The organism is Novosphingobium aeonii (genome assembly GCF_052279045.1).
GTDB lineage: Bacteria > Pseudomonadota > Alphaproteobacteria > Sphingomonadales > Sphingomonadaceae > Novosphingobium.
Genome location: NZ_CP176832.1, coordinates 285,553 through 299,297, shown reverse-complemented (window position 1 = coordinate 299,297; position 13,745 = coordinate 285,553). Strand labels below are relative to the sequence as shown.

The window sequence follows — 13,745 nt, the reverse complement described above, 5'->3', positions numbered from 1 at the left end:
CGGGCCGTGTCGTATGAGTGGCCGTGAGAAAACGGGAGAGCAGGCAGTGGGACAGGATGCAGCAGCGCCGCAGTTCGAGGCCAATGGCAATGTGCGGGTTCCGGCCTTCACCTTGCCCGTTTCCAGCCTGCTGAGCGAGGAAGCCGCAGCCTTCCAGCGCATGCGTGCCACCACCCCCGCTTTCGATGCCGCCGGTGAGAACGAAGCGGACATCGCCGCCCGGCGTGAACAGATCAATGCCTATGCCGCGCAGGGCGTCGCCCGCCTGCGCGACAATTTCGCGGTAGAGATCGTCCCCAGGACCATCGGCGGCGTGGAGGTGCTCGACGTGACCCCGGCCGACGGCAGCCACGATCCCGAGCGCGTGCTGATAAACCTGCACGGCGGAGCCTTCACCGTCGGGTGGGACGGGATCGCGCTTCTCGAGGCGATCCCCATTGCCGCGCTTGGCAGATATCGCGTCGTGAGCGTCAACTATCGCATGGCGCCCGAGCATCGCCATCCGGCAGGCGTGGAAGATGTCGCGGCGGTCTATGCCGCGCTGCTGGCGGACTATGCCCCCGGCCGGATCGGCATCTATGGCGGTTCCGCAGGCGGCGCACTGACGGCGCAGGCCGCCGCTTGGCTGCCGGCGCATGGACTGCCGCAAGCGGGCGCGGTGGGCATCTTCGGCGCGGGCGGAGTGCCGTTCGGAACCGGAGAGTCTGCCTATGTCGCAGGCTATATCGACGCATCTTTCCCGCCGCCACCCGCTGACGGCAGCACGCCCATGGATATCACGCGCGGCTATTTCGACGGCTGCGATCCGCGCGATCCCAGCGCCTGGCCGGGCTATCACCTGGACGTGCTGGCGACCTTTCCGCCCACGCTCATCATCACCGGCACCCGCGCGATGGACCTCAGCCCGGCGATCTTCACAAATTCGCAGTTGCTCAAGGCCGGCATCCGTTCGACGCTGATCGTCGGCGAGGGCATGGGCCACTGCTACCACTACGGCCTCCACATGCCCGAGGGGCGCGATGCCGTGGCGGCTATCCTCTCCTTCTTTCGCGAGAACCTGTCCCGATGAATGCAGACGAACCGGTAAACCGGGCTTGGGCCGGGCCGCTCGCCGGTGTGCGCGTGATCGACTTTACCCGCGTGCTGGCAGGCCCCGCCGCCAGCCTCGCGCTGGCCGACATGGGCGCCGAGGTTTTCAAGATCGAGCCGCCCGGCACGGGTGACGAAACCCGCTCCTTCCCGCCGCTTCGCGATGGGGAGAGCCACTATTACCTCGCGGTCAATCGCGGCAAGCAGTCCATCGTCGTCGATCTCAAGACGGAGGAAGGGCTGGCTCTCGTTCGCGATCTGGCGGCCAAGTGCGACGTGCTGGTGGAGAACTATCGGCCGGGTGTGATGGAGCGGCTGGGGCTCGGCTACGATACGATGAAGGCCATCAACCCGCGCCTGATCTACTGTTCGATCTCGGGCTATGGCCAGACCGGGCCGCTCAAGGACCGGCCCAGTTTCGACATCGTGCTGCAGGCCATGTCCGGCGCGCTTTCGATGAACGGAGAGCCTGACGGACTGCCGACCAAGCTGGGCATCCCGCTGGGCGATCTGGTTGGCGGGATCAACGGGCCGATCGGCATCCTCTCGGCGCTCTACGAACGCGAGCGGACCGGGGTGGGGCGGCATATCGACGTCAGCCTGATGGACGGGCTGATCGGGATGCTGGGCTATATCGCGCAGCTTGCCTTCTTCAACGGCACGGACCCGAGCCGGGTGGGGTCGCAGCATCCCAATCTCGTGCCTTACGGGATTTTCCCGGCGCGGGAGGGCTCGATCGTGGTCGCCTGCCTCACGCCGGGCTTCTGGAGCCGTATCTGCCGCTCGATCGACCGGCCCGAACTTACCGAAGACCCGCGCTACGACACCCTGGAGAAGCGCCGCGATGCGCGGACCGAGGTGAACGCCATCGTCAGCGCCTTTACCGAGCGGCACAGCGTGGACGAACTCGTGGCGATATTCACCGCGCATGAAGTGCCGCATGCCCCGATCCTCGGCGTTTCGGAAGCGCTGGCGCAGCCGCAGGCGGTGGAGCGCGAGATGGTGGTGGAAACGCAGCACAGCACGCTGGGGCCGATCCCCATCGTCAATCGCCCGATCCGCTTCACCGACGCGCCCCAGCCCGTGCCCAGCGCGCCGCCGGTATTGGGCGAGCACACCGATGCGATCCTTGGCAACGTGCTCGATCTTTCGCCGGAGCGAATTGCGCAGCTGCGGAACGCTGGAGTGGTTGCCTGAGCCCCCACATCGGGCAAGGCTGGCGGGACAAGACTTGAGAGGATTTCCAGATGGCAGACCTGCGCTTTGACAATAGAGTCGCCGTGATCACCGGCGGCGGGCGCGGGCTTGGCCGGGCTCATGCCCTGTTGCTGGCCAGCCGGGGCTGCAAGCTGGTGATCAACGATCCTGGCGTCTCGATGGCGGGCGATGCCACCGAGGAAGGTCCGGCGGAAGCGCTTGCCGCTGAAATCCGCGCGGCCGGCGGAGAGGCGGTGGCCAATACGGACAGCGTCGCCACGCCTGAAGGCGGAAAAGCCATCATCGGGGCGGCGCTCGATGCCTTCGGGCGGATCGATATCCTGATCCACTCGGCCGGCAACGTCCGGCGGGGCAGCCTTTCCGAGCTTTCCTACGAGGATTTCACCAGCGTCCTCGATGTTCATCTGAAGGGCGCCTACCACGTCGTGCGTGAGGCTTTCCCGCACATGATGGCGCAGGGCTATGGCCGCATCGTGCTGACCAGCTCGATCAACGGGCTCTACGGCAAGTCCGACAATGTGACTTACGCGATGTGCAAGGCGGGCTTCATGGGCCTGTCCAACACCGCCGCGATCGAGGGGCAGCACGCCGATGTGAAATCCAACCTGATCGTTCCTGCCGCCGTCACCCGCATGTCGGAAGGGATCGACACCAGCCAGTTCCCGCCGATGGAGCCGGAACAGGTGGCGCCGATGGTCGGCTATCTCTGTCACGAAAGCTGCGAGGCCACCGGCGAAATGTTCGTGGCGATGGGCGGCCGCCTGGCGCGCGCGCGCATCACCGAGAACGAGGGGGCGTTCCGCCAGGACTGGTCGCTGGAGCAGGTTTCCGCAGATATCGACGTTATCCGGCAGGGCGGCGAGACGCTGGCGTTTCCGCCGGTGCCCGATGGGCAGCTCGAACACCTTCTCTATGGTTTCGGCGTGATTCGCGGGGCGACCACGGCCGCCTGACAATTATCTGCATTTCAAGGATTTAATGCTAGCGCATTCAGGATGCGCTTTCTCATTTGCCTGACATTCACCCTGATGTCCTTGCCCGGCGTGGTTTCGGCCCATCCGGGCGGCGTGAATGCGGCCGGTTGTCATAGCAACCGCAAGACGGGGGATTATCATTGCCACGGCAGCAGGGCCGCGCCCGCGCCCGCGCCTGTCAGGCCGCAGCGGTCCTCGGGCGGAGCGGGCTATTATCCCAATTGCGCCAGCGCGCGGGCAGCGGGCGCCGCTCCGCTGCGCCGTGGTGACGCGGGATACCGTCCGGGGCTGGACCGGGACGGCGATGGAATCGCCTGCGAATAGGAGGGAAATGGTGGGCGGTGAGGGGCTCGAACCCCCGACCCTCTCGGTGTAAACGAGATGCTCTACCAACTGAGCTAACCGCCCGGAGCACTTCGTGAAGTGCTTGGTGGACGCCGCTTTACGACAATTTTCGGCCGGGTCAACCGGGTGAAGCGTGGTTTGTGCCGTTTCCTTTCGCCTCGCGCGAAAGGGGGATCGCCGTGCGGAACAGGCTGTTCTCCGCTTCCCAGTCCATCCGCACGCGGCGATGGGCGATAAGCCAGCGGCCATCCGCCTCTTTGCGCAGCCGGTCCAGGTAGATTCCGGCGTGGTCGGGGCCGATGTTCGTCCAGGCCTGCCAGTAAGTGCGCGCCGCCGCGTTTCCATCGCCGGTGATCTCGATCTGCGAGGTCGTGAGGTGATGACGCACGAAGGTGGCGGCGTGGACCGGGGTGCCGGTGGCGGCGCTGTCCAGCCAGCCCTGCTGCCAGGCGCGGATTTGCGAATGGCCTTCGAAGCGGAACGCGCGGTCTGCCGGAACGTGCTCGCTTTCCAGGATGGCGTCGGCGGTGAAGCAGGCGGCGAAGTCATCGATCTTCAGGCGATCGCCGGCCATGGTGTAGCGGGCGATCACGTCACGGATCGCCTCGCGCGCGAGCATGTCTTCCATTGTCAATTCCGCCCTCCCGCAGTGTGCTCCTACAAGGAGTCACGAATGCAGGAAGGCGGGTCAAGCGCAACTACCAGTCGAACCAGCGGCGACGGCGGACTTCGGGAACGCCGTCATGGTTGTAGTCGGTAATGACGGTGCGCGGTGCGGCCTCGACATAGCCGGGGGCCACATGGCCGTCGGTCATGGCTTCGGCCCGTGCCTCGGCCCGCGCGGCGCGCAGTTCGGCGTCGCGGATACGTTCCTCGGCATCGCGCGCGGCCAGTTCTCCCCGGCGCTCGCGGGTAATGGCGTAGTAGTGGTTCCACATCTGGCTGTGCGCGAAGGCCAGGCACAGGCCGCCGATGATCGCGACGTTCTTCAGCGCCATGATCTGCTGCATCGGGTCGGTGAAGCGGTTGTGGAAGAACAGGATCGTCGCCGCGGTAAACAGCGCCAGCAGCACCGCGACCAGCCGCACCATGAAGCCGGCGGCGAGGCAGAGGCCGGCGATCAGTTCGAACAGGCCGGTGGGAATCGCGAGGCCGGCGGGCAGGCCGGTGGCGACGATCATGGTTTCGGTAGAAGCGACGTCCATCAGCTTGGAGGCGCCGGAAATCACGAAGATCAGGGCGATCAGGAATCGCCCGATTATGGCTGCGATCTTGGACATGTCTTCTCTCCCGACATGGCATTCATGCCCGGAGAAGCGGATATGGCGGCGGATTGTTCCCTGGGCCTTGAACCTAGAGCCGGGGCAGGGTCACGCCGCGCTGGCCCATGTATTTGCCGGCCCGGTCGGCGTAGCTCGTCTCGCAGGGTTCGTTGCCCTTGAGGAAGAGAAACTGGCAGGCGCCCTCGTTCGCGTAGATCTTGGCGGGCAGCGGCGTGGTGTTCGAGAATTCCAGCGTGACGTGGCCTTCCCAGCCCGGCTCCAGCGGGGTGACGTTCACGATGATTCCGCAGCGGGCATAAGTGCTCTTGCCGAGGCAGATCACCAGCACGTCGCGCGGCACGCGGAAATATTCGACCGTGCGGGCCAGTGCGAACGAGTTCGGCGGAATCACGCAGACGTCGGTATGCCGGTCCACGAAGGAATTGCTGGCGAAGTCCTTGGGATCGACCACCGCCGAATCGACATTGGTGAAGATCTTGAACTCCGGCGCGACGCGGGCGTCGTAGCCGTAGGACGAAAGGCCGTAGGAGATGCATCCATCGCGGCGCTGGGCCTCGACGAAAGGCTCGATCATTCCGTTTTCGAGCGCCTGCTCGCGGATCCACTTGTCGCTCAGGATAGACATGAGACAAGTCATTCCCGATGCGGGCAAGCGCGACAAGTCCCCGGGAAATCTTGTCCACGAATGCGGCGGGGACTCTCTTTTAACCGCAACATTAACCACTCCCTGCTATGCCCGCCGCCATGACCGCTCAGACCCGCATCCTCGTCGTCTTCGGCACGCGCCCAGAGGCGATCAAGCTGTTCCCCGTGATCCATGCGCTCAAGGCCGATCCGCGCTTCGAATGCGTGGTCTGCGTTTCGGCGCAGCACCGCCAGATGCTGGACCAGGTCCTGGAGATCGCCGGGATCGTGCCCGATCACGATCTCGACGTGATGCAGCCCGACCAGACGCTCGACTCGCTTACCGCGAACCTGCTGACCGGGCTGGGCAAGGTGATGGACGCGGTGCGGCCGGACCGGGTGATCGTGCAGGGCGACACCGCCACCGCCATGGCGGGTGCGCTGGCGGCCTATTACCGCAAGCTGCCGGTCGATCATGTCGAGGCGGGTCTGCGCTCGGGCAATATCCACCATCCCTGGCCGGAGGAGGTGAACCGCAAGATCATCGGCGCCATGGCCAGCCTGCACTTCGCGCCGACCGAGACCTCGCAAGCCGCGCTGCTGCGGGAGAATGTCGATCCCGCCCGCGTCCACGTTACCGGGAATACCGTGATCGACGCGCTGCACTGGGTCACGGCGCAGATCGGGCGCGATCCCTCGCTGGCGGCGGGCCTGGCCGACCTTGAGGCACGCTTTGCGGGCAAGCGGATCGTCGGCGTCACCAGCCACCGGCGCGAGAACTTCGGCGAGGGCATGGAGCAGATCGCGCGCGCGGTGCGCACGATCGCGGAGCGGCCCGACACGGCGGTGATCTTCCCCGTCCACCTCAATCCCAATGTGCGCACGGTCATGAACGAGCGCCTCTCCGGGCTGGACAACGTGGCCCTGATCGAGCCGCTGGACTATCCGCACTTCGCGCGGCTGCTGGCGATTGCCGAAATCATGCTGACCGATTCGGGCGGCGTGCAGGAAGAGGCCCCCGCGCTCGGCAAGCCGGTGCTGGTCATGCGCGAGACCACCGAGCGGCCCGAGGGGGTCGCCGCGGGGACGGCGAAACTCGTCGGAACTTCGGCCGAGACGATCGTTACCGAAATATCAACCTTGCTGGACGATAAACAGGCATACGAGACCATGGCGCGCGCCCACAATCCGTTCGGGGACGGGCAGACCTCGCGCCGAATCGTGGAGCTGCTCGCGCATGAAATCGGATTCGAAGCCTGACGTCTGTGTTGTCGGTCTCGGCTATATCGGACTTCCCACCGCCGCCGTGATCGCCCGGGCCGGGTGCAGGGTGCTGGGCCTCGACGTCTCGCAGGATGTCGTGGACACCATCAACCGGGGCGAGATCCATATCGAGGAAGTCGACCTCGACGGACTGGTGCAGGGTGTCGTTTCGCGCGGGCTGCTTTCGGCTTCGACCGCGATCGCGCCGGCGGATGTCTTCGTGATCGCGGTTCCCACGCCGTTCGACAAGAATCACGCGCCGGATATCTCCTATGTGCTGGCGGCGGGCCGCTCTGTCGCCGCCGTGCTCAAGGCGGGCGACGTGGTGATCCTCGAATCCACTTCGCCGGTGGGGACGACCGAGCAGCTTCGCGACCTGATCGCCGAACTGCGCCCGGACCTGAAGATCCCCGGCCTGACCCGCGATACGCCGGACGTTTCGATCGCCTATTGTCCCGAGCGCGTGCTGCCCGGCCGCATCCTTGAGGAACTGACCAACAACGATCGCTCGATCGGCGGCATCACCCCGCGCTGCGCGCGCAAGGCGCTGGCCTTCTACAAGCGCTTCGTGCGCGGCGAATGCGTGACCACCGATGCCCGCGCGGCCGAGATGACCAAGCTGGTCGAGAATGCCTATCGCGATGTGAACATTGCTTTCGCCAACGAGCTTTCCATGGTGGCGGACCGCATGGGGCTGGACGTGTGGGAAGTGATCCGCCTCGCCAACCGTCACCCGCGCGTCAATATCCTGACGCCCGGCCCCGGCGTGGGCGGGCACTGCATCGCCGTCGATCCCTGGTTCATCGTTCACGGCGCGCCGGAGGAAACGCCGCTGATCCGCACCGCGCGCGGCGTCAACGATCACAAGATGAGCCATGTCATCGCCAAGGCCGAGGCTCTGGTGGAAGCCAACCCGGAGGCGAAAGTCGCCTGCCTCGGGCTCGCCTTCAAGGCCAATATCGACGATTTCCGTGAAAGCCCGGCGCGCTTCGTCACCAGCCGGCTTGCCCGCAAGTTCGGCAGCCGCATCCATGTGGTGGAGCCCTATGCGGCGCAGCTGCCGATCGAGTTCACCGATACCGGGGCTGTCCAGATCGATATCGACGATGCGCTGGAGACTTGCGAGATCCTGATCGTACTGGTCGATCACGACGTGTTCCGCGTGGTTCCGCTGGCGGAGCGTTCGGAAAAGCTGGTCTACGATACCCGCGGCATCTGGCCCGACCAGCCCCGTGTCGTGCGCGAGGACGAGGCCCGGATGGCGCTTGCAGGCTAAGACTGGCTGCTAGGAAACCGGGGCAGGCCGGGAACAGCCGGCTCTCGGAACTTCTCCCAGTCTGGGCCCCCGCCGAAACGGGGGCCGGAAAGCCTTACTTGCAGACCTTCACTTTCTTGCCATGCTGCATGACGTAGCGGCAGGTGACCTTCTTGTGCGTGGTCTTCTTCACCGTGGTCTGGCGTGTGGTGGTCTTCTTCACGACCGCCGCCTTCGTGGGATGCGCGGTGGGGTGGGGAGCCGGCTGCTGCGCCATGGCGCCCGAGGCGGGGATGAGGGCGCCGAGTGCGAGGGCGGCGAGGAGGGTGGTGCCGGTCTTCTTCATTGTTCCTGTCCTTTGAAATTCGACATTCAGGCGGCCTTGCGGCCACAGCGTCGCACCCGCTGCATGTCGATCAAAGCACCGGCCCGGCTGAAGTTGCCGTGAACGTGGTAAAACAGGCTGTGAAAAAAGGTGCGGACCGCATGAAACGCGGCCGGATTGCGGGGAAGCGGCGGAGCGCCCCGCATCGACGTTCCGTCCGCCCCAGCGACGGCTTTTCGGTGCAACCGAAAACCTGAGGGGAAGGCCTGAAGGGAAGGCCTGAGGGGAAGGGGCGTGCTCGCCCTCAGCATGCCACCACGTTGATGGCGAGGCCGCCCTGGCTGGTTTCCTTGTACTTGCTGGACATGTCGAGCCCGGTCTGGCGCATCGTCTCGATCACCTGGTCGAGCGAGACGCGCGGGGTCTCACCCGCGTGGAGCGCCAGCTTGGCGGCATTGACGGCTTTGACCGAGGCGATGGCGTTGCGCTCGATGCAGGGGATCTGCACGAGGCCGCCCACCGGATCGCAGGTGAGCCCGAGGTTGTGTTCCATGCCGATCTCGGCGGCGGCGCAGACCTGCTCCGGCGTGCCGCCCCAGACCGCCGCGAGCCCTGCCGCCGCCATCGAGCAGGCTACGCCCACTTCGCCCTGGCAGCCCATTTCCGCGCCCGAGATCGAGGCGCGCTGCTTGTAGAGCAGGCCGATCCCGGCTGCAGTCAGCAGGTAGCGCCGGGCCTTGGCGGGAACCGCCTTGCGCCCCTCGCTGCAATACTGGCGCAGCAGCGAGGGCACGATCCCCGCCGCCCCGTTGGTGGGGGCGGTGACGACGCGGCCGCCGCTGGCGTTCTCCTCGTTCACCGCCATGGCATAGAGGTTGAGCCAGTCCATCAGGGTCTCGGCCTGGTTGTCCTGCGGGCGCGAGATCAGGTTCTGGTGAATCGCGCGGGCGCGGCGGCGGACCTTGAGCGCGCCGGGCAGCAGCCCCTCGCGTTCGAGGCCGCTGTCGATGCACTGGTTCATGGCTTCCGCGATCGCGTCCAGCCCGGCCAGCGTTTCGTCCTCCGGCCGGCGCGCCGCCTCGTTGGCGAGCATGACCGAGGCGATGTCGAGCCCGCTGGTGGCACAGACTTCCAGGAGCTGCGCGCCTGAACCGAACGGGTAGGCAACCGGCGGGCCGTGAGTCACCTGGTCGTCCGGTGCGGGCTGTTCGAGCTGGTGGCGGCTGGAGAAGAAGCCGCCGCCGGTCGAGAAATACTCATTCCGGGCGATTTCGCCGCCCGCCGCGTCGAAGGCGGTCACGACCATGCCGTTGGGATGGAGATCGGGAATGTGGTCGAAGTCCAGCACGAGATCGGTCGCGGGATCGAAGGCGACTTCGCGGCGGCCGAGCAGGGCGATCCGGCCGGTCGCGCGGACTTGGGCGGCGGCCTCGTGCGCTTCGGCCGGATCGGCGGTTTCCGGCTGGAATCCGATCAGGCCCATGAGGCAGGCGTCCGGCGTGCCGTGGCCTTCGCCGGTCAGCGCGAGCGAGCCTTGCAGTTCCACCCTTATGCGGGCGATCGATTCGAACTGCCCGGCTTCCTCCAGCGTCTGGAGGAAACGCGCGGCGATGCGCATCGGGCCGACAGTGTGCGAACTGGAAGGGCCCAGGCCGATGCGGAACAGGTCGAGCGCCGAGATCAAAGGACGGACTCGCGCTCGCTGGCGGGGAAGGGCACGGCATACTCTCCGATTACAACAAGGCAGCGTGGATAGGCATCGCGTGGGCGGATGCAATGGTCCAATTCAGCCGGGCCAGATAAAGCGCCGGCGATTGCGGCAGGTGTGGGAGAATCGCCGCAGGTTCGGCGTCAGGTCCCGATCACATGGAGCGCAACCTGCCGCCGGTGCGGGGCGCGGCGATGCTCGGCAAGGTAGATGCCTTGCCAGGTGCCCAGCGCTAGGCGTCCGCCGATAACCGGGATCGAGAGGTTCACGCCGGTCAGCGTTGCCTTGAGATGGGCGGGCATGTCGTCAGGGCCTTCGTCGTCATGGGCGTAGTGGCGGCCTTCCGGCGCCATGCGGTCCAGCCAGTCGACGATGTCGCCCCTCACTTCGCGCGCGGCGTTCTCCTGGATCAGCAGCGAGGCGGATGTGTGGCGGCAGAGCAGGGTGAGCAGGCCCTCTCCGATGCCGGTCTCGCGGTGCCAGTCGGCAATCGTGCGGGTGATATCGCAAAGCCCGCGGCCGGGGGTGTCGAAGGAGAGGATCGTGGTGGCCTGTTTCATGTTCTACCCCTTCTGAACCCCTCCAGGCCCACCTTCAACCGCGCTCCGAAAGATCCGAAGCGTGCTCCAAAGGCCACGAATTCCGCCTTGACGTAATGGTAAAGGGGTGAAAAAAGCCTGTTTTCGCCGCTTCCACTCATCTTTTGCGGGGGTGCCGATTAACCTGTCGGATTCGCGGATTTCTGCGCCTTTCAGGCTCCTCGTGCACCGCCGCGGGGCACTTTTTGCGCATGCCGGAGTGTACTGGCGATTGATCTACCCATATCTGCCGCGTATTGCCGCGCTCGGCGGCGGGCCCGACAGGCCAGCGCGGAGCACGTCGCACACAGAGATCGTTCGGTCGCAAGGGGCGCTGGAAAACAAGCCCTCGATACTGCGCCCGGTCGATCCAGCATGCGAGCCCGGACTCACCGGGCCGCACGAGTTTCACGCAAGGGTTCGTCATGAGTTGGCTTAGCAAGGTACGCAATTCCCTCGGGAGCCTGAAGAAGCGGGACACGCCCGACAACCTGTGGACCAAGTGTCCCGGTTGCGGCGAGATGCTCTTCACCAAGGAGTTCGAGGACAATCTGTCGGTCTGCCCGCGCTGCCAGTACCACGGCCGCATCGGTGCGCAGACGCGCTTCGACCAGTTGCTCGACGCCGGTTATTCCGTCCTGCCCGCCGCGAAGGTTCCGGAAAATCCGCTGAACTTCCGCGACAGCAAGAAGTATTCCGACCGCATCCGCGCCGCGCGCGCCGCCAATCCCTTCCCCGATGCGCTGACCAATGCGCTCGGCGCGATCGAGGGGCAGAAGGTGGTGCTCGGCGTCCAGGACTTCGCCTTCATGGGCGGGTCGATGGGCATGGCGGTGGGTGAGGCTTTCGTCGAGGCCGTCGAACGGGCCATCGCCGAGGATTGCGCCTACGTGATCTGCACTGCCGCCGGCGGCGCCCGCATGCAGGAGGGTATCCTCTCGCTCATGCAGATGCCCAAGGCGACCGTGGCGATCCGCCGCCTCGCACGGGCGGGTCTTCCCTATATCGTCGTCCTGACCGATCCCACCACCGGCGGCGTCACCGCCAGCTACGCGATGCTGGGCGATATCCAGATCGCCGAGCCGGGCGCGCTCATCGGCTTCGCCGGCCAGCGCGTGATCCAGGACACCATCCGCGAAAAACTCCCCGACGGCTTCCAGCGCGCCGAGTACCTCCATGCCCACGGCATGGTGGACATGGTGGTCCACCGCCAGGACCTCAAAGGCACGCTGGCCTCGCTGCTCGGTTATCTTGAACGAAAGGAAGTTGCGTGAACATCGACAGCGCGCTGGTACGCGAGCTCGCCGAGCTCCTCGCTGAAACCGGCCTGACCGAAATCGAGGTCGAGGACGGCGAACGCAAGATCAAGGTCGTGCGTCAGGTTGCACAGCAGATCGTTGCTGCCGCAGCCCCGGCACTGCCGCAGGTCGCCGCTCCGGCTGCAGCCGCCGCTCCGGCAGCCGAGGCTGCGCCCGCCGCCCCGGTTGACGCCGTGAAGTCGCCGATGGTTGGCACCGTCTATCTCGCGCCCGAACCCAGCGCGGCGAACTTCATCAGCGTTGGCCAGCAGGTCAAGGCTGGCGACGTTCTGCTCATCGTCGAGGCCATGAAGGTCATGAACCAGATCAACGCCCCCAAGAGCGGCACGATCCAGGCCATCCTCGTCGACAACCAGCAGCCGGTCGAATTCGACCAGCCGCTCGTCGTTATCGCCTGAGGACAGTAGCTTCATGGCCATCAAGCGCCTCCTGATTGCCAATCGCGGCGAGATCGCGCTGCGGATCCATCGCGCCGCGCGCGAAATGGGCATCGAGACCGTCGCGGTCCATTCCACCGCCGACGCCGAAGCCATGCATGTGCGCCTTGCCGACCATGCGGTCTGCATCGGCCCGCCGGCGGCGAAGGATTCGTATCTCAACGTCGCCGCGATCATTGCCGCGGCCGAGATCACCCAGGCCGACGCGATCCACCCCGGCTACGGCTTCCTCTCGGAGAACGCCCAGTTCGCCGAGATCGTGGAGGCACATGGCCTGATCTGGGTCGGTCCCAAGCCCGAGCACATCCGTACGATGGGCGACAAGGTGGAAGCCAAGCGCACCGCAGGCGCGCTCGGCCTGCCGCTGGTTCCGGGATCCGACGGTGCGATCGAGGACTTCGACGAGGCTCGCGCCCTGGCTGAGACGATCGGCTACCCGGTCATCATCAAGGCGGCCTCGGGCGGCGGCGGTCGCGGCATGAAGGTCGTGAATTCTGCCGAGGAACTCCAGAGCCAGATGGGTCAGGCCCGTTCGGAAGCGAAAGCTGCTTTCGGCGATGCCACGGTCTACATGGAAAAGTACCTCGGCAATCCGCGGCACATCGAATTCCAGGTGTTCGGCGACGGCAAGGGCGCGGCGGTTCACCTTGGAGAGCGCGATTGCTCGCTTCAGCGCCGCCACCAGAAGGTGCTGGAAGAAGCGCCTTCGCCGGTCATCACCCCCGAAGAGCGCGACCGCATGGGCGGCATCGTATCCAAGGCGATGGCCGACATGGGCTATCGCGGCGCCGGTACGATCGAGTTCCTCTGGGAAAACGGCGAGTTCTACTTCATCGAGATGAACACGCGCCTGCAGGTGGAGCATCCGGTGACGGAAGCCATCACCGGCGTCGATCTCGTGCGTGAGCAGATTCGCGTCGCAGAAGGCCAGCCGCTGACGTTCACGCAGGACGCCATCGAGTTCAAGGGCCACGCCATCGAGTGCCGCATCAACGCGGAAGACCCATGGAACTTCACCCCTTCGCCGGGGCAGGTGACCAATTATCACGCGGCGGGCGGCATGAACGTGCGCGTCGATTCGGGGCTCTATGCAGGCTACCGCATTCCGCCCTATTACGATTCGATGATCGGCAAGCTGATCGTTTCCGGTCGCACCCGTCAGGGCGCGATCATGCGCCTCAAGCGCGCGCTGGAGGAAATGGTGATCGACGGGGTGAAGACCTCGATTCCGATGCACCAGGCCCTGCTCGAGGACCCCGAGTTCGAGAGCGGCGAGTACACGATCAAGTGGCTGGAAGAATGGCTGGCCAAGCGCGCCGGCTGAGGC

15 protein-coding genes and 1 tRNA gene are annotated in these 13,745 nt (G+C 65.8%); 9 read left to right on the top strand and 7 right to left on the bottom strand.

Features of this window, described 5'->3' with window-relative positions:
• Positions 1-46 precede the first annotated feature (46 nt).
• The 4 genes from ACLIMP_RS01585 to ACLIMP_RS01570 are packed head-to-tail and all read left to right on the top strand — an operon-like array spanning position 47 to position 3,605.
• On the top strand, positions 47-1,069 hold the full coding sequence (locus ACLIMP_RS01585; RefSeq protein ID WP_324697080.1) for an alpha/beta hydrolase: 1,023 nt from the start codon (positions 47-49) through the stop codon (positions 1,067-1,069).
• Positions 1,066-2,286: a CaiB/BaiF CoA transferase family protein gene (locus ACLIMP_RS01580; protein ID WP_185998508.1), complete on the top strand. Its 1,221-nt coding sequence runs from the start codon at positions 1,066-1,068 to the stop codon at positions 2,284-2,286. Before ACLIMP_RS01585 ends, ACLIMP_RS01580 begins: the two co-directional genes overlap by 4 nt.
• 50 nt (positions 2,287-2,336) lie before the next feature.
• Positions 2,337-3,260: an SDR family NAD(P)-dependent oxidoreductase gene (locus ACLIMP_RS01575; protein WP_185998509.1), complete on the top strand. Its 924-nt coding sequence runs from the start codon at positions 2,337-2,339 to the stop codon at positions 3,258-3,260.
• Between the two features lie 42 nt (positions 3,261-3,302).
• Positions 3,303-3,605, top strand: coding sequence for an excalibur calcium-binding domain-containing protein (locus ACLIMP_RS01570; protein ID WP_324697077.1), 303 nt, complete (start codon positions 3,303-3,305; stop codon positions 3,603-3,605).
• An 8-nt stretch (positions 3,606-3,613) separates the two neighbouring features.
• Here ACLIMP_RS01570 and ACLIMP_RS01565 read toward each other — a convergent pair.
• The 4 genes from ACLIMP_RS01565 to dcd all read right to left on the bottom strand — a co-directional run bounded on the left by ACLIMP_RS01565 (position 3,614) and on the right by dcd (position 5,534).
• Positions 3,614-3,689, bottom strand: a tRNA-Val gene (locus tag ACLIMP_RS01565).
• A 55-nt stretch (positions 3,690-3,744) separates the two neighbouring features.
• Positions 3,745-4,254, bottom strand: a complete 510-nt coding sequence (locus tag ACLIMP_RS01560; protein WP_054438190.1) for a nuclear transport factor 2 family protein — start codon at positions 4,252-4,254, stop codon at positions 3,745-3,747.
• A 70-nt stretch (positions 4,255-4,324) separates the two neighbouring features.
• A complete protein-coding gene (locus tag ACLIMP_RS01555; protein WP_054438188.1) occupies positions 4,325-4,906 on the bottom strand; it encodes a DoxX family protein in 582 nt (193 codons plus the stop codon).
• A gap of 73 nt (positions 4,907-4,979) precedes the next feature.
• Positions 4,980-5,534 carry a dCTP deaminase gene (gene dcd / locus ACLIMP_RS01550; protein ID WP_054438186.1) on the bottom strand — a complete coding sequence of 185 codons (555 nt, stop codon included), beginning with the start codon at positions 5,532-5,534 and terminating at the stop codon, positions 4,980-4,982.
• A gap of 119 nt (positions 5,535-5,653) precedes the next feature.
• On the opposite strand from dcd, the gene wecB reads away from it, so the two are divergent.
• Both wecB and wecC read left to right on the top strand, forming a co-directional pair.
• A complete protein-coding gene (wecB, locus tag ACLIMP_RS01545) occupies positions 5,654-6,793 on the top strand; it encodes a non-hydrolyzing UDP-N-acetylglucosamine 2-epimerase (protein ID WP_185998512.1) in 1,140 nt (379 codons plus the stop codon).
• On the top strand, positions 6,771-8,072 hold the full coding sequence (gene wecC, locus ACLIMP_RS01540) for a UDP-N-acetyl-D-mannosamine dehydrogenase (RefSeq protein ID WP_185998513.1): 1,302 nt from the start codon (positions 6,771-6,773) through the stop codon (positions 8,070-8,072). Before wecB ends, wecC begins: the two co-directional genes overlap by 23 nt.
• Positions 8,073-8,166: 94 nt before the next feature.
• Here the strand turns inward: wecC and ACLIMP_RS01535 are convergent, their stop codons facing one another.
• The 3 genes from ACLIMP_RS01535 to ACLIMP_RS01525 all read right to left on the bottom strand — a co-directional run bounded on the left by ACLIMP_RS01535 (position 8,167) and on the right by ACLIMP_RS01525 (position 10,644).
• Positions 8,167-8,397, bottom strand: coding sequence for a hypothetical protein (locus ACLIMP_RS01535; protein WP_443478008.1), 231 nt, complete (start codon positions 8,395-8,397; stop codon positions 8,167-8,169).
• Positions 8,398-8,680: 283 nt separating this feature from the next.
• Positions 8,681-10,060, bottom strand: a complete 1,380-nt coding sequence (locus ACLIMP_RS01530) for an L-serine ammonia-lyase (RefSeq protein ID WP_324697068.1) — start codon at positions 10,058-10,060, stop codon at positions 8,681-8,683.
• A gap of 167 nt (positions 10,061-10,227) precedes the next feature.
• Positions 10,228-10,644, bottom strand: a complete 417-nt coding sequence (locus tag ACLIMP_RS01525) for a secondary thiamine-phosphate synthase enzyme YjbQ (protein WP_324697066.1) — start codon at positions 10,642-10,644, stop codon at positions 10,228-10,230.
• A gap of 443 nt (positions 10,645-11,087) precedes the next feature.
• Here ACLIMP_RS01525 and accD point away from each other — a divergent pair, with 443 nt between their 5' ends.
• The 3 genes from accD to accC are packed head-to-tail and all read left to right on the top strand — an operon-like array spanning position 11,088 to position 13,742.
• On the top strand, positions 11,088-11,936 hold the full coding sequence (gene accD, locus ACLIMP_RS01520) for an acetyl-CoA carboxylase, carboxyltransferase subunit beta (RefSeq protein WP_054438179.1): 849 nt from the start codon (positions 11,088-11,090) through the stop codon (positions 11,934-11,936).
• The gene (gene accB / locus ACLIMP_RS01515; protein ID WP_054438177.1) at positions 11,933-12,379 is read left to right on the top strand and encodes an acetyl-CoA carboxylase biotin carboxyl carrier protein; all 447 of its coding nucleotides are present in this window, start codon (positions 11,933-11,935) and stop codon (positions 12,377-12,379) included. The genes accD and accB overlap by 4 nt, the downstream gene beginning before the upstream one ends.
• Before the next feature lie 13 nt (positions 12,380-12,392).
• A complete protein-coding gene (accC, locus tag ACLIMP_RS01510; RefSeq protein WP_054438176.1) occupies positions 12,393-13,742 on the top strand; it encodes an acetyl-CoA carboxylase biotin carboxylase subunit in 1,350 nt (449 codons plus the stop codon).
• The last annotated feature ends 3 nt before the right edge of the window (positions 13,743-13,745 follow it).

Coding starts and splice junctions, on each gene's coding strand:
- ACLIMP_RS01580 (WP_185998508.1), top strand. CDS start 1,066: ATGAATGCAGACGAACCGGTAAACCGGGCTTGGGCCGGGCCGCTCGCC.
- ACLIMP_RS01575 (WP_185998509.1), top strand. CDS start 2,337: ATGGCAGACCTGCGCTTTGACAATAGAGTCGCCGTGATCACCGGCGGC.
- ACLIMP_RS01570 (WP_324697077.1), top strand. CDS start 3,303: ATGCGCTTTCTCATTTGCCTGACATTCACCCTGATGTCCTTGCCCGGC.
- ACLIMP_RS01560 (WP_054438190.1), bottom strand. CDS start 4,254: ATGGAAGACATGCTCGCGCGCGAGGCGATCCGTGACGTGATCGCCCGC.
- ACLIMP_RS01555 (WP_054438188.1), bottom strand. CDS start 4,906: ATGTCCAAGATCGCAGCCATAATCGGGCGATTCCTGATCGCCCTGATC.
- dcd (WP_054438186.1), bottom strand. CDS start 5,534: ATGTCTATCCTGAGCGACAAGTGGATCCGCGAGCAGGCGCTCGAAAAC.
- wecB (WP_185998512.1), top strand. CDS start 5,654: ATGACCGCTCAGACCCGCATCCTCGTCGTCTTCGGCACGCGCCCAGAG.
- wecC (WP_185998513.1), top strand. CDS start 6,771: ATGAAATCGGATTCGAAGCCTGACGTCTGTGTTGTCGGTCTCGGCTAT.
- ACLIMP_RS01535 (WP_443478008.1), bottom strand. CDS start 8,397: ATGAAGAAGACCGGCACCACCCTCCTCGCCGCCCTCGCACTCGGCGCC.
- ACLIMP_RS01525 (WP_324697066.1), bottom strand. CDS start 10,644: ATGAAACAGGCCACCACGATCCTCTCCTTCGACACCCCCGGCCGCGGG.
- accD (WP_054438179.1), top strand. CDS start 11,088: ATGAGTTGGCTTAGCAAGGTACGCAATTCCCTCGGGAGCCTGAAGAAG.
- accC (WP_054438176.1), top strand. CDS start 12,393: ATGGCCATCAAGCGCCTCCTGATTGCCAATCGCGGCGAGATCGCGCTG.